The 13,074-nt window shown below is 56.7% G+C and carries 13 protein-coding genes and 1 tRNA gene; 11 read left to right on the forward strand and 3 right to left on the reverse strand.

The genetic code is table 11. The annotated features are described in order from the left end of the window. Nucleotides 1–13 precede the first annotated feature (13 nt). The 3 genes from leuB to leuD are packed head-to-tail and all read left to right on the forward strand — an operon-like array spanning nucleotide 14 to nucleotide 3,103. The gene (leuB, locus tag C7459_RS10555) at nucleotides 14–1,123 is read left to right on the forward strand and encodes a 3-isopropylmalate dehydrogenase (RefSeq protein WP_109689027.1); all 1,110 of its coding nucleotides are present in this window, start codon (nucleotides 14–16) and stop codon (nucleotides 1,121–1,123) included. Continuing rightward, nucleotides 1,101–2,534, forward strand: coding sequence for a 3-isopropylmalate dehydratase large subunit (leuC, locus tag C7459_RS10560; RefSeq protein ID WP_109689029.1), 1,434 nt, complete (start codon nucleotides 1,101–1,103; stop codon nucleotides 2,532–2,534). The genes leuB and leuC overlap by 23 nt, the downstream gene beginning before the upstream one ends. Then, a complete protein-coding gene (gene leuD / locus C7459_RS10565; RefSeq protein ID WP_109689031.1) occupies nucleotides 2,519–3,103 on the forward strand; it encodes a 3-isopropylmalate dehydratase small subunit in 585 nt (194 codons plus the stop codon). Before leuC ends, leuD begins: the two co-directional genes overlap by 16 nt. A 50-nt stretch (nucleotides 3,104–3,153) precedes the next feature. On the opposite strand, the gene C7459_RS10570 is transcribed toward leuD, so the two are convergent. Next, a complete protein-coding gene (locus C7459_RS10570; RefSeq protein WP_109689033.1) occupies nucleotides 3,154–3,747 on the reverse strand; it encodes a biotin transporter BioY in 594 nt (197 codons plus the stop codon). Nucleotides 3,748–3,843: 96 nt separating this feature from the next. Between C7459_RS10570 and C7459_RS10575 the strand changes: the two genes are divergently transcribed. The 4 genes from C7459_RS10575 to C7459_RS10590 all read left to right on the forward strand — a co-directional run bounded on the left by C7459_RS10575 (nucleotide 3,844) and on the right by C7459_RS10590 (nucleotide 8,886). Continuing rightward, the gene (locus tag C7459_RS10575; RefSeq protein WP_245884491.1) at nucleotides 3,844–4,695 is read left to right on the forward strand and encodes an ATP-binding cassette domain-containing protein; all 852 of its coding nucleotides are present in this window, start codon (nucleotides 3,844–3,846) and stop codon (nucleotides 4,693–4,695) included. After that, a complete protein-coding gene (locus C7459_RS10580) occupies nucleotides 4,692–6,386 on the forward strand; it encodes an ATP-binding cassette domain-containing protein (RefSeq protein WP_109689036.1) in 1,695 nt (564 codons plus the stop codon). The genes C7459_RS10575 and C7459_RS10580 overlap by 4 nt, the downstream gene beginning before the upstream one ends. A 27-nt stretch (nucleotides 6,387–6,413) precedes the next feature. Then, a complete protein-coding gene (locus C7459_RS10585) occupies nucleotides 6,414–7,688 on the forward strand; it encodes a UTP--glucose-1-phosphate uridylyltransferase (RefSeq protein ID WP_109689038.1) in 1,275 nt (424 codons plus the stop codon). Nucleotides 7,689–7,866: 178 nt separating this feature from the next. Then, entirely contained in the window at nucleotides 7,867–8,886 is a 1,020-nt protein-coding gene (locus C7459_RS10590; protein ID WP_109689040.1) for an LLM class flavin-dependent oxidoreductase, read from the forward strand. 298 nt (nucleotides 8,887–9,184) lie between these two features. Here the strand turns inward: C7459_RS10590 and C7459_RS10595 are convergent. Continuing rightward, nucleotides 9,185–9,259 (reverse strand) — tRNA-Arg (locus tag C7459_RS10595). A 129-nt stretch (nucleotides 9,260–9,388) separates the two neighbouring features. On the opposite strand from C7459_RS10595, the gene thiD reads away from it, so the two are divergent. From thiD to C7459_RS10610, 3 genes are all read left to right on the forward strand, one after another. Continuing rightward, nucleotides 9,389–10,201, forward strand: coding sequence for a bifunctional hydroxymethylpyrimidine kinase/phosphomethylpyrimidine kinase (gene thiD / locus C7459_RS10600; protein WP_109689042.1), 813 nt, complete (start codon nucleotides 9,389–9,391; stop codon nucleotides 10,199–10,201). Between the two features lie 287 nt (nucleotides 10,202–10,488). After that, nucleotides 10,489–11,067 (forward strand): matrixin family metalloprotease, encoded by a 579-nt coding sequence (locus tag C7459_RS10605; protein WP_109689044.1) that lies wholly within the window; start codon nucleotides 10,489–10,491, stop codon nucleotides 11,065–11,067. Between the two features lie 15 nt (nucleotides 11,068–11,082). After that, the gene (locus tag C7459_RS10610) at nucleotides 11,083–11,751 is read left to right on the forward strand and encodes a hypothetical protein (RefSeq protein WP_109689046.1); all 669 of its coding nucleotides are present in this window, start codon (nucleotides 11,083–11,085) and stop codon (nucleotides 11,749–11,751) included. A gap of 77 nt (nucleotides 11,752–11,828) precedes the next feature. On the opposite strand, the gene comER is transcribed toward C7459_RS10610, so the two are convergent. After that, on the reverse strand, nucleotides 11,829–12,674 hold the full coding sequence (gene comER / locus C7459_RS10615; RefSeq protein ID WP_109689048.1) for a late competence protein ComER: 846 nt from the start codon (nucleotides 12,672–12,674) through the stop codon (nucleotides 11,829–11,831). Nucleotides 12,675–12,811: 137 nt separating this feature from the next. Between comER and C7459_RS10620 the strand changes: the two genes are divergently transcribed. Further along, complete coding sequence (locus C7459_RS10620; RefSeq protein WP_170119411.1) at nucleotides 12,812–13,003, forward strand: YetF domain-containing protein; 192 nt, start codon at nucleotides 12,812–12,814, stop codon at nucleotides 13,001–13,003. Nucleotides 13,004–13,074: the final 71 nt, after the last annotated feature.

The following is a 13,074-nucleotide window of genomic DNA, read 5'->3' on the forward strand; positions in this document are numbered from 1 at the left end:
GGAGCATCGTGCGATGAACAAGCGAATTGCCGTACTGCCGGGCGATGGAATCGGCCCGGAAGTGGTCGGAGAAGCTCTGGCCCTGCTAGATGTGGTGGCCGAACTGTACGGCCACACCTTCCACTACGACTATGGAAAAATTGGCGGTCACGCGATCGACGAAGAGGGGACCGCCTTGCCAGCGGAGACGGTTGAACTCTGTGGCAAAAGCGACGCCGTCCTGCTCGGAGCCGTCGGGGGTCCAAAGTGGGATCGCGGCCCTACACACCTGCGCCCGGAAACGGGACTGTTGGGACTGCGCAAAGCCTTGAGTTTGTACGCCAATCTGCGTCCGGTGAAGATCTTCCCGGCCCTGCGCGACGCGTCCACGCTGAAACCGGAAGTGCTGGAGGGTGTCGACCTGCTGATCGTCCGCGAGTTGACGGGCGGTCTCTACTTCGGCACACCGCGTGAACGGCGGACGGGTCCAACTGGGCTGGAAGTGGTCGATACGCTTTTTTATACCGAAGCGGAGATTGAGCGCATCCTACGCCTCGGATTTGAACTTGCCCGCACGCGTCGCGGTCACCTGACCTCCGTGGACAAAGCCAACGTGCTGGAGAGCAGCCGCGTCTGGCGAGAGACCGCCGAGCGTCTCGCGCCAGAATACCCAGACGTGGAACTCACCCATCTGCTCGTCGACAACGCGGCGATGCAACTCGTCCGCAATCCACGGCAGTTCGATGTGCTGGTCACCGAGAACCTCTTTGGCGACATCCTGAGCGATGAGGCGGCGATGATCTCAGGCTCGATCGGCTTGTTGCCATCCGGTTCACTTGGAGCGGAGGGGACGCTCGGGCTGTACGAACCGGTACACGGCTCAGCTCCTGACATCGCCGGGCAGAACAAAGCCAATCCACTTGCGACCTACCTCTCCGTCGCGATGATGCTCCGCACGTCACTCGGTCTCCCCGAGGAAGCCGATGCGGTGGAGCGCGCCGTCGCCTGTGTTTTGGAAAAAGGAGTTCGCACAGGCGACCTCGCCCAACCGGGAGAGCGAGTCTGGGGCACACGAGAGATCGGAGCAGAAGTACGAGACCAATTGCGCGGAGGTGTTCGGCATGGCTGGCAAGTCACTATATGAGAAGATCTGGGAGCAACACGTCGTGGTGGACGAAGCGGGCAAGCCGACGCTGCTCTACATCGACTTGCATCTGGTACATGAAGTAACGTCCCCGCAGGCATTTGAAGGTCTGCGCCTCCACAACCGCAGCGTGCGCCGACCTGAGCATACATTCGCGACGATGGATCACAACGTCCCGACAGACGATCCGTTCACCGTGCTCGACCCGATCGCGGCGAAACAGATCCAAACGCTGGTGCAAAACTGCAACGAGTTCGGCGTTCCGCTGGCCGACCTGCAATCGGAGGACCAAGGGATCGTCCACGTCATCGGCCCCGAGTTGGGGTTGACGCTCCCTGGCAAAACCATCGTCTGCGGAGATAGCCATACCTCCACACACGGTGCGTTCGGTGCGCTGGCGTTTGGCATCGGGACCAGTGAAGTCGAGCATGTCCTCGCCACCCAATGCCTCTGGCAAAAACGCTCGCATACGCTGCGCGTCCATCTCACCGGCGTTCGTCGCCCTGGCGTGACGGCGAAGGACATCATCCTTGGTGTGATCGCCCGCTATGGTGTTGATTTCGGTTCCGGCTACGTCCTTGAATTTACAGGAGAGGTCATCCGTTCGATGTCGATGGAGGAGCGGATGACCGTCTGCAACATGGCGATTGAAGCGGGGGCACGCGCTGGATTGATCGAGCCTGACCAGACGACGTTCGAGTACCTGCGCGGGCGTCGCTACGCACCACGAGGCGAGGCGTTCGAGCAGGCCGTCGAGCGATGGAAAGCCCTCGCCTCCGATCCTGATGCGGTGTACGACTCCACGCTTGCTTTTGACATCACCGACTTATCCCCACAAGTCACATGGGGGACCAATCCGGCCCAAGGTGTCGGCGTGGACGGCGTCGTCCCCGACCCAGAACTTTTGGAGAGCGAGACAGAGCGCCGCGGTGCATTGCAAGCCCTCGCCTACATGGGCTTGCAACCGGGCACCCCGATCACGGAGATCGCCGTCCAGCATGTCTTCATCGGTTCTTGTACCAACTCGCGGATCGAGGATCTCCGCCTCGCCGCCTCGATCGTGCGCGGACGACAGGTCGCGGCGAGTGTGCGGGCGATGGTGGTGCCAGGCTCGAAAGCGGTCAAGCGTCAAGCGGAGGCCGAAGGTCTGCATGAAGTCTTTCGCTCAGCCGGGTTTGAGTGGCGGGAACCGGGGTGTAGCTCCTGTCTCGCGATGAATCCGGATGTGATCCCCGAAGGCGAGCGCTGCGCGTCCACATCCAATCGCAACTTTGAAGGTCGTCAAGGGCGTGGGGCGCGTACACATCTCGTGTCTCCGGCGACTGCTGCTGCGGCAGCCATCGCGGGACACTTCGTCGATGTCGCCGCGTACATCAGCCGTGAGGAGGCATATGTATGGAACCGTTCGTAACTCACACCGGGCGCGTCGCCGCCCTTGACCGTGTCAATGTGGACACGGATGCGATCATCCCGAAGCAATTTCTGAAGCGTGTCGAGCGTTCGGGATTTGGACAGTTTCTCTTTTACGACTGGAGGTTCCAGCCGGACGGAAGCCTGAATCCAGACTTTGAACTGAACCAGCCGCACAACGCAGGTGCGACGATCCTGCTCGCCCGCCACAACTTCGGCTGTGGGTCCTCTCGCGAACATGCGCCGTGGGCGCTCGCTGACTATGGATTCCGTGCGATCCTCGCCCCCTCTTTTGCGGATATCTTCTATAATAACTGTTTCAAAAATGGCATCCTCCCGATCCCGCTGCCCGAGACCGTCGTCGACGAGCTGTTTGCCAAAAGCGCTGCGCACACCCTGACGCTCACCGTCGACCTGCAACGGCAAGTGATTGGCGATGACGCGGGCTGGGAAATTCCCTTCACCGTCGATCCTTACCGGCGCCACCTGCTGCTCGCTGGACTGGATGACATCGGCGTGACGTTGCAGCATACGGACGCGATCGACCAGTACGAACGACAGCGCGCGTAGTCCAAAAAAGCCCCGGATCTGCCTGTGCAGATCCGGGGCTTTTGGCTCAACTAGCGAAGGTTTGCGACTTTAGAAGTGCTGGTGCCGACCAAGCGGGACACCGGATAGAGGTGGCGGATCGGCAGGCAGATCAAGGCGGTGGCGATTGCCTTGATGCCATCTCCGAGCAGGAACGGGTAGCAGCCTGCGACGAGCGCTTTTTCCAACGTCATGCCCGTGACGTGCATCAACCACGCGACACCCCCGACGTAGCACGGCAGCGCCCCGAGGACAAATACGACGACAGCGAGCGAGAGGCCCGAGATGAGACCGTTCCCCTTGATCATGGAAGCCACCATCCCGACGAGCATCGCGCAGATCGGGTAGACCATCACGTAGCCGCCAGTCGGGCCGGCGAGGACGGCGAGGCCGCCTGTGCCGTGGAGCATCGGCAGGCCGAGCAGGGTCAAGAGGATCACGAGCAGCATCGAGAAAAATCCGTAGCCTGCACCGAGCAGGACGCCCGCGAGCATGACGACCATATTGCCAAGCGTGATCGGAACTGGGGTGAAGCCGAGATGGATGTTCACATTGCTAAAGACGACGATGAGTGCCGCAAACAACGCGCTAAAGACCAGGCCGCGCACGGTCAGTTTTGAATTCATTGCAGTTCCTCCGTTCTAATGTTAACTTGATAGGATATAAGATTGACAATCGGATTCTACCATATTGGAAGGTATGTGAAAAGAGGAGGGATGGCGATGGGTGCGATCTTGCGGTTGGCGGAGGTCTCCGTCGCGTTTACGGGAGCAGAAGGGATTCATCCCGTTTTGCAGGAGTTGGATCTGGAGATTGCCCGTGGAGAGTGGGTTTCGCTCGTCGGGCGCAACGGGAGTGGCAAGAGCACGTTGGGCCGGGTCTTGGCGGGATTGTTGCCCGTATCGCGGGGGACGGTGGAGCGTGCGGATGGTCGGGTGCAGTTGGTGTTTCAGAACCCGGATGCACAGATTGTGGGCGAGACGGTGTGGGAGGATGTCTGTTTTGGGTTGGAAAACTTGGCGGTGCCGCCGGAGGAGATGCCGAAACGGGTCGAGTCGGCGTTGGGACTGGTGGGGTTGCTTCCTAAAAAGGACGCGGAAGTGACGACGCTCTCTGGCGGGCAAAAGCAACTGCTGGCAGTTGCAGGGTGTTTGGCGATGGAGGCAGAGACGTTGGTATTCGATGAAGCGACGTCGATGCTCGATCCAGAATCGCGAGCGCGGCTTTTGCAAGTTGCCGAGGCGTTGCATCGGGCCGGGCGGACGGTGCTGTGGATTACGCAGTGGATGGATGAGGTAGCGCATGCGGAGCGTGTCGTGGCGCTGGAGGCGGGCCGGGTGGTTTTTGACGGGACGCCGGAGGCGTTTTTCTATGACGGCGGGGTGGAGGGAGCGAGTGACAGCGTTGGAGCGAGTCGAGCGGAGGATTCTGTTTTGGAAAAAAGGACTCCGTGTGAGGTGTTAGGTTTCGCGCCTCCTTATGTCGTACAGGTGGCGCGGGCGTTGGAGCGGCGCGGGGTCGCGTTGCGGACACGGCCGCTTTTGCCCGCGCAGTTGGGAGCTGTGGTGCGATGACGATTCGAGTGCGTGAGGTGCAGTTGCAGAGCATCCTGCAGGAGGTGTCGTGTGAGATCGGCGGTGGCATCACGCTGCTGATCGGGCAGACCGGCGCTGGAAAGTCCACGCTGTTGGACTTGCTCACCGGGTTGCAAAGCCCGACGTCGGGTCAGGTGGAGTACGAGGGTGTGCAACTCTGGGACGGGAAACGGATGAACCGGGAGTTGCAGAACTCGATCGGCGTGGTGTTTCAATCGCCGGAGCAGCAGTTGTTTGCGCGGACGGTGGAGGCGGAGTTTGCGTATTCGCTGAAACCGTTGCGGTTGCCGCGTGCGGAAGTGGCACGGCGGACACGGCAAGCGTTGGTGGAGATGGGATTGTCTGAGGAGATTTTGCCGCAATCGCCGTTGGTACTAAGTGGAGGGCAAAAGCGCCGGGTGGCGCTCGGGACGACGTTGGCGGTGGACCCGCGCTGGCTTTTTCTCGACGAGCCGACTGCCGGGCTTGACCCGCAGAGCACGGAACGTCTGGTGGAATGGTGCAAGTCTTGGGCTGAGCGGCGGACGGATGGTGGGTTGGTGATTGTGACGCATGACTTGGATGCGTTTTTCCCGATCGCCGATCGGGTGTTGGTCCTGCGCGGCGGGAGATTGCTGGCACAGACCACCCCAGAGGAGCTGTGTGCGAGGCCGGAGATGTTGGTGCGAGCGGGAATTGGGCTTCCCGCGAGTTTGCAAGCGGCGGCAAGTTTGCGCGGGGCAGGGTTCGAACTTCCACAGGGTGTGCTGTCTGCGGAGGCGTTGGCCGATGTGATCGTGGGGCAGTTGGAGCAGCGCGAAGTGAGTGGGGAGGTCGGAGTCAGAAGGGTAGTTTCTGCTGTGGAAGCTACGAATGCAACGGAAGTTGTGGAAAGTGGGCCAGATAACTATCCGCAGGACTCTACGCCTCCCGCCGAACCTGCCCCCGCACCCTTGATCTACCGGCTCGACCCGCGTGGCAAGTGGGTGTTTTATGTCGCATTGTCCATCGGTCTGCTCATGCAGTCCACATGGCTTGGCTTGTTCATCGGAACGTTGCTAACACTCGCCGTCCTGCTCGTCTCGCAAGCCTCGTATCCGGAACTGCTGCGCGTCACGAAGCCCTTTCTCTACTTCCTGATCTTCTCCGTTCTGCTCTCAGGACTTCAATTCAGCGGGGGAATCGGATTCAACCTAGAATCGGCCGCCTATACATTTGCACAGGTCTATCAAGTTCTGCTCGTCCTGATCCTCGGCGTCCTGCTCTCCGCCACGACGGGCCAACTGCGGATGAAACGAGCGCTCGAACAAGCCCTCGCTCCACTGACGCGGCTGAGACTACCTGTGGAAGCCTTCGCACTCGCCGTCTCGCTCATGTTGCGTTTCATCCCGGTGATCCTGCGCGAACTGCAGCGATTCTCCCGGATCACTCGCGCACGAGGACGTTCCAACGCTGCACTTGGCGGATTGCGCGTGCGAGACATTCCCGTGCTGGTCATCCCGCTCCTGCTCTCCGTCTTGCAACTTGGCGAAGACCTCTCGATGGCGATGGAAGCGCGAGGCTACGGCAGTTTCGGCAACCGCCGAACGTCCAGCATGCACCTGAAACTGCGTCTCGCGGATCTCTGGACGATGTTGCTCGGGTTGCTCTTGCTACTAGCCCTCACTGTTTTTGATATATACTGGCACTAAGAGTCGAGAGAGAAGGAGATGTAACGGATGCAGGAAGTTTTGAACAAGTATGGCCAACAGCAACTCGTGGAATTTTACGACACACTCACCGCCACGGAACAAGCGGCGTTGACAAAACAGATCGAGGGCATCGATTTCGAAGCGCTCGCCACGATCTACCAGAACATGCACAACGAACAAAAAAGCCTCTCCTTGGAGCCTTTGCAAGCGAACCGTTGGGAGGAGTACACGGACGCACAACGCGAGGACTTCCACAAGCAAGGCATGGAACTCCTGCGCGCAGGCAAAGTCGGCGTCTTGGTGGTCGCCGGTGGACAAGGCAGTCGTTTGGGCCACGAAGGTCCGAAGGGCACCTTTGACATCGGGCTCCCTTCACACAAATCGCTGTTCCAATTGCAAGCGGAACGCCTGCTGAACCTCTCCCAGCGCGCAGGCACGACGATCCCGTGGTACATCATGACGAGCCCGGATAACCACGAGGACACGGTGGCGTTTTTTGAGCAGCATGCGTTTTTCGGGTACCCGGAGAGCGAGTTGACGTTCTTCCAACAGGACGTGATCCCAGCTGTGGACTTGGATGGCAAAGTGTTGTTGAAAACCCCATCCACCGTCTGCATGGTACCCAACGGCAACGGCGGTTGCTTCTCTGCCTTGCGTCGAGCAGGTGGGTTGGCCGATCTGAAAAAGCGCGGTGTCGAGTGGCTGTTCTATTACAATGTAGACAACGCACTGATCAAACCGGCCGATCCAGACTTTGTCGGCTTCGCGAGCCATTTCAACCATCCGGTAGCCAGCAAAGTCATCGAGCGCACCAACCCGGAGGAAAAAGTCGGCGTGCTCGGCCTGAAAAACGGACGTCCCGCCGTCATCGAGTACACCGAGTTGCCCGATTCCCTGAAAAACGCTCGCGACGAGAGCGGTGCCTTGATGTACCGCAATGCGAACATCTCAATCCACCTCTTCCGCCTCGATTTCGTGGAAGAGATGTCTGAGGCGAGCCTCCCTTACCAAGTGGCGAGAAAAACCATCCAGACCGTACACGGGAAAGTGGATGCCTACAAGTACGAGCTGTTTTTCTTTGACACCTTCCCCTTTGCCGACAACATGAGCGTCGTGATGGCGAAGCGCGAGGAGGAGTTCGCTCCGCTGAAAAACGCGACCGGCGCAGACAGCCCGGAGACGGCCAGAGCGTTGGTGCTCAACCTGCACCGTGAATGGATGCACAAGGCAGGGCGAGCAGCGGAAGAAGCCGGGGAGATCTCCCCGCTAGTCTCCTATGCAGGGGAAGGCTTGAAGCGATAAGGATAACCCCTCTACTGGATGCTAGTAGAGGGGTTTTTTCGCGACGCGACGGCATTGCTCTACCCAAGCGAAAAACCAGCGAGAACGGTTCGCTGGTTTTTTTGTGATGATCTTCACATTTTTCTACCTCTCGAAAGTCCAAACTAGAGGGGAGTGGAACCAAAGGAGGAGCACACCAATGTCTACAACCAAGCGTCTTCGTGACATACCGATTTCAGTCTTAGACCTAGCTCCGATCGTTGTGGGCAGCACGCCAGCCGTTGCGCTGCGCAACAGTTTGGATCTGGCGCGTCATGCCGAGCGATGGGGCTTCAATCGATATTGGCTTGCCGAGCATCACAACATGACGGGGATCGCGAGTTCAGCGACATCTGTCGTCATCGGGTACATCGCGGGCGGGACATCGACGATCCGCGTGGGTTCAGGCGGCATCATGTTGCCGAACCATGCGCCGTTGGTCATCGCTGAACAGTTCGGCACCTTGGAATCGCTGTATCCGGGCCGGATCGACCTCGGGCTGGGACGTGCACCGGGCACCGATCAGGTCACCGCCCAAGCCTTGCGTCGAGGGCCGGAACGATATGGCGAGGATTTTCCGGAATCAGTGGCGGAGTTGCGAGCTTTTCTGGAACCCGCAGAGGAACCGAATACCCGTCGGGTGCGAGCCGTTCCCGGTGAAGGGTTGAACATCCCGATCTGGCTGTTGGGATCGAGTGACTTCAGTGCGCGGATGGCGGGTCAGTTGGGGTTGCCATTTGGATTTGCAAGTCACTTCTCACCGAACTTCACGTTGCCGGCGTTGGCGACCTATCGTCATTATTTCCAGCCTTCCGAAGTTCTGGAGGCGCCCTATGCGATGGTTGGGGTCAATGTCATCGCAGCGGAGACCGATGAGGAAGCGCATTGGTTAGCGACCTCGATGCAACAACAATTCTTGGGCCTGATCCGCGGACGTCCTGGTCAGTTGAACCCCCCGGTGGAAAGTATGGAGGGGCTATGGACCGATGCTGAAAAAGCGGCGTTGGAAGAGCGCCAAAGCAGCACGATCATCGGAAGCCCGGAGACGGTGCGGATGAAGATGCAAGCGTTTCTGGACCAGACGCAAGCGGATGAGATCATCGTGAATGCGCAGATTTTTGACCATGCGAAGCGGTTGCATTCGTATGAGATCGTGTCGCAGGTGAGCGGTCGGGAGTAGAGTAGCCTTAATGGTAGAAAAAGACCCTCAATGTTTTCGAGGGTCTTTTTTTATCAGTGGAACTTAAAACTGCATAAATTTGAAAATTTCGATAATGAATAATACAGATGTAAAATTCGAACTGAAGGGATCGAGAAATTGTGAAACCGCCAATGACCAATTTGTAGATGCGTTGCATTCCTTTTGGTATTTGGAAAAGGCAAGACTTTGGGATCAAGCACTGGAAAGTTTGGAACAAGATGCTTAATGACCTGCTTGTAAAAAAAGACTTCCACCTAGTGTGGAAGTCTTTTACCTTTGGCGCACCCGCAGGGAATCGAACCCCGACCTCAGCCTTCGGAGGGCTGCGTCCTATCCGTTGGACAACGGGTGCATGCGCTGTATCCAGTTGTGTGTGCCCTCAAACGAGAACACTTGCTATACTACACGAACTCTTGCCATTTTGCAACTCCCCAGATTCTGTTACAATAACTCTAGCAATTCACCTAGAGGGGGAACCAACATGGCAGAGCCTCGAACAATCGCTCGTGCGTTGACCATAGCAGGCAGTGATTCCGGCGGAGGAGCCGGGATTCAGGCCGATCTCAAAACCTTTACCGTGCTCGGTGCGTATGGCATGAGCGCATTGACCGCCATCACGGCGCAAAATACACTGGGCGTCCACGGCATTTACAACCTGCCGCTTGAAGCCATTGAACAACAAATAGACGCTGTCGCCACCGACCTTGGCATCGACGCCGTCAAAACCGGCATGCTTTCCCAAGTCCCGATCATCGAAACGGTCGCTCGAAAAATCAAGCAACACAACATCCCCAACCTCGTCGTCGATCCCGTCATGGTCGCGAAGGGCGGGGCGAAGCTCCTCGAAAACGACTCTCAGCAAGCCATGATTGAATGGCTGCTTCCACTTGCCACCGTCGTCACACCCAACCTCCCAGAGGCGGAAGTTCTCACCAACCGCGAAGTGAAGACGATACAGGATATGAAGGAAGCTGCCCGCCGTATCCATAACTTTGGCGCGAAGTATGTCGTGGTAAAAGGTGGGCACCTCGAAGGTGGCGATGCACTCGACATCCTCTTTGATGGTCAGACCTTCGAACAATTCGTCTCCCCGCGCCACGAAACCAAGCATACACACGGCACCGGTTGCACCTTCTCGGCGGCAATCACCGCCGAACTCGCCAAAGGCACACCGATCCGCGAAGCCGTCGCCATCGCCAAAGAATTCATCACCTGCGCGATCCGCGACACCCTCGGCCTCGGTACTGGTCACGGCCCGACAAATCACTGGGCATACAGCAATCGCAACAAGTAGCACCATTGAACACCTCACGGAAACATCGTAGGTCTCAAGAGGACATCCTTTTTTAATGCCTCTAGAATTTGGCGTCTTTTCTCAATAGAACACTTGGCCACAAATGTACAAGCACAGCACAAGGAAAAAACCTCATGAGAATCGTTGAGGTTTTTTTTGCGTCATCTAAATGTCCATCACCTTTCGTATATGCTCTTTAAGTGCAAATACGAAAATTCAACTTGAGTGTCTAACTGTTTTATGATATAAAAATTCTAGTTATTAAAAGTTAGTAAGGAGGCGGCGAGATGCAAGTTAAAAAATGGGGGATGGGCATTTTAACAATCATAATGGGCACATCGCTTGGCGTTGGAGCTGCCCATGCCTGGTCGCTTAACTCCAGAGGGTATAGCCCAGTACCTGCTTATGTCCATGCTTATAATGGATTCTCAGCTGAAACGAAGCAAGCAATCAGCACGGCTTGTTCTCAATGGAATAATGCAGGTGCAGGTAACTTGGTCTACCAAAGTTCTTTCGAACATTCATTGACTAATTCCCCTGTGCAAAACAATTCGAACGACATCACTCGCGGATTTCGTGGCACACCCAATTATTTGATGATCACTTCGACCTTGGTCAATTCCACGACCAATAAAATTGTAGAGGCGGATCTCGATATCAATGTCTCATACCCATTCGCCAACGATGGTTCGAGCGGAAACTATGATATTGGGGGTAACATCACCCATGAGATAGGCCATCTGCTAGGATTAGAACATACCACCGACACAGAGGCTACCATGTACAGTAGCAGTCAGATGGGCGAGACTAAAAAGCGAACGATTGAACAAGATGATAAAAACGGCATCCTGTTCCTCTACAAATAGGGGGAGCATCTATATATGAAAAAGGCCACCGCTATCCTCTTCGGTGCATCTATTTGCATAGGGGTTTTTGGTTACTACTCGATGTCTTCGAACACAGCAATCACAACTACATCTGCTCCTGTACCTGAAGTTCAAACATCCCAACCTAATACAATCGTGGTCAAAGGCGTTATCGCGGCCAAATCCAAAACGGAACTAGTAGGCGAATCGGACGTAATCATACACGGAAAAGTAAAAGAACTTCTCCCGAGTGCGTGGAGCAATCCCAACGGGGAGCGCGGTCAAGATGTACGAAACGTCATCCAAACAGATGTAGTCGTCCATGTGGGCAAAACCTTCAAAGGTGAGCCTTACGCGAAAGACATCGCCGTGCGCATTGAAAAAGGAAAGGTCGGCAATACGACGTGGGTTTCTGAAGGCTATCCAGACTTTACGCCAGGAGAAGAGGTCGTTCTCTTTCTGTGCCAAGACCATCGTGATGTCGCCGTCCCACAAGAGAGCTACTACGTCCTCACAGGAATGCTACAAGGCAAATTCGCCCACGATCCAAAACATCCAGAGGACAAGCAACTACACAATGAAAAGGAAGCGATCGACCCCACTCAACTAGCTGACGAGATTGCCACAGAGGAAGAAGCCTACAAAAAGTTACCGAAGCCTGCTAAACCGCAAGGAAATATCTAGACCTCCTATTTCCCACCAAAAAAGCGCAACCCCGCCCCCGGCGGCATTGCGCTTTTTTCCATCCGCGACCGTAAGTATCAGTCCTCAAACTCCGAGATCTCCACCTTCACCGCCGCTTCCGCCACTTTTTTCCCATGACTGTGCGCTTTCGACCTCGTCGTCACCAACAGCTGGTCAAAAATCCCCGACATCGACGGCTGGAGCACTTTGATCCCCTCCGCCGTGATCCCGCCCGGAACCGCCACCCTGCGGATGACATCGCCAAACTCAAACCCTTCCTCTGTCAGCAACTTGCCGAGTCCCGACGTCATGTCCTTGACCAGCGTATCCGCCAAGTCGCGTGGAATCCCGCCCTGACGCACCGCCGCCATCGCAAATTCCTGCAACAACGTCGCCAAAAACGCCGGGCCACACGAACTCAAGTCGGAACATACCCGCAAGTCCGCTTCCTCGACCACAGTCGGCTTCGAGATCGCACCCAACAACGATTCCAGATCATGCCGCTCCCGATGCGTCGTGCGCGATCCATGCATCACCAAGGAAACACCAGCCAGCGCCACCTGTGTGATCGACGGAATCACTTTGTGTACACGGCAGGGGAGGATCGCTTCCATCTCCTCCAACAAAATGGCCGAGTTGATCGAGATGAACGTGTGGTCATCACGCAGATACGGCAGGACGCGGTTTATCACATCGGGTGCATCGCCCGGTTTTACACACAAAAAGACGACGTCAGACGCCGACACGGTTTCTTCCGCAGTGGCGCAGACTTGCAAGTGCGGGTACCGAGTCTGGAGCTGTGCCAACTTTTCCGGGCTGCGGTTGCAGGCGACTACCTGGATTTCCGAGGAAAGCGTCGATGTGACAAATGCGCGGATCAACATGCTTCCCATACTCCCGGTTCCAATGAATCCAATCCGCAAGGCAGTCTCCCCCTATACAAAAAATTCACTTGCTCTCACAGACTATGCGGCATCCCCTTGTTTCTATGCCTATGAATGTTTTCCTCCCCACAAGCACATGCTGTACAGACGAGCATCCAAAAAAGGAGGTCGGCCGCATGGGCACACATCTGGAGAAACCCGTCCCGCTGATCCAACAGGGCAAGATGATCTACGACAACTTGATGAAGGCGGGCGTCACCGAGCCGTGGCTGCGCGAAACGCTCTCCCAACTGCAAATTTACGATCTGCGCGACGTTCGCTACGCCTTGCTCGATCCGAGCGGCGACGTCCACGTCCTCTACGCCTAAGCGCGTCGCCAAACGTCTGCCGTTCTGCTACACTATACGGTAATGATGCTTTTTCGGAAAAAGGGGGGACA

It is taken from the genome of Tumebacillus permanentifrigoris (assembly GCF_003148565.1).
GTDB classification, from domain to species: Bacteria; Bacillota; Bacilli; order Tumebacillales; family Tumebacillaceae; genus Tumebacillus; species Tumebacillus permanentifrigoris.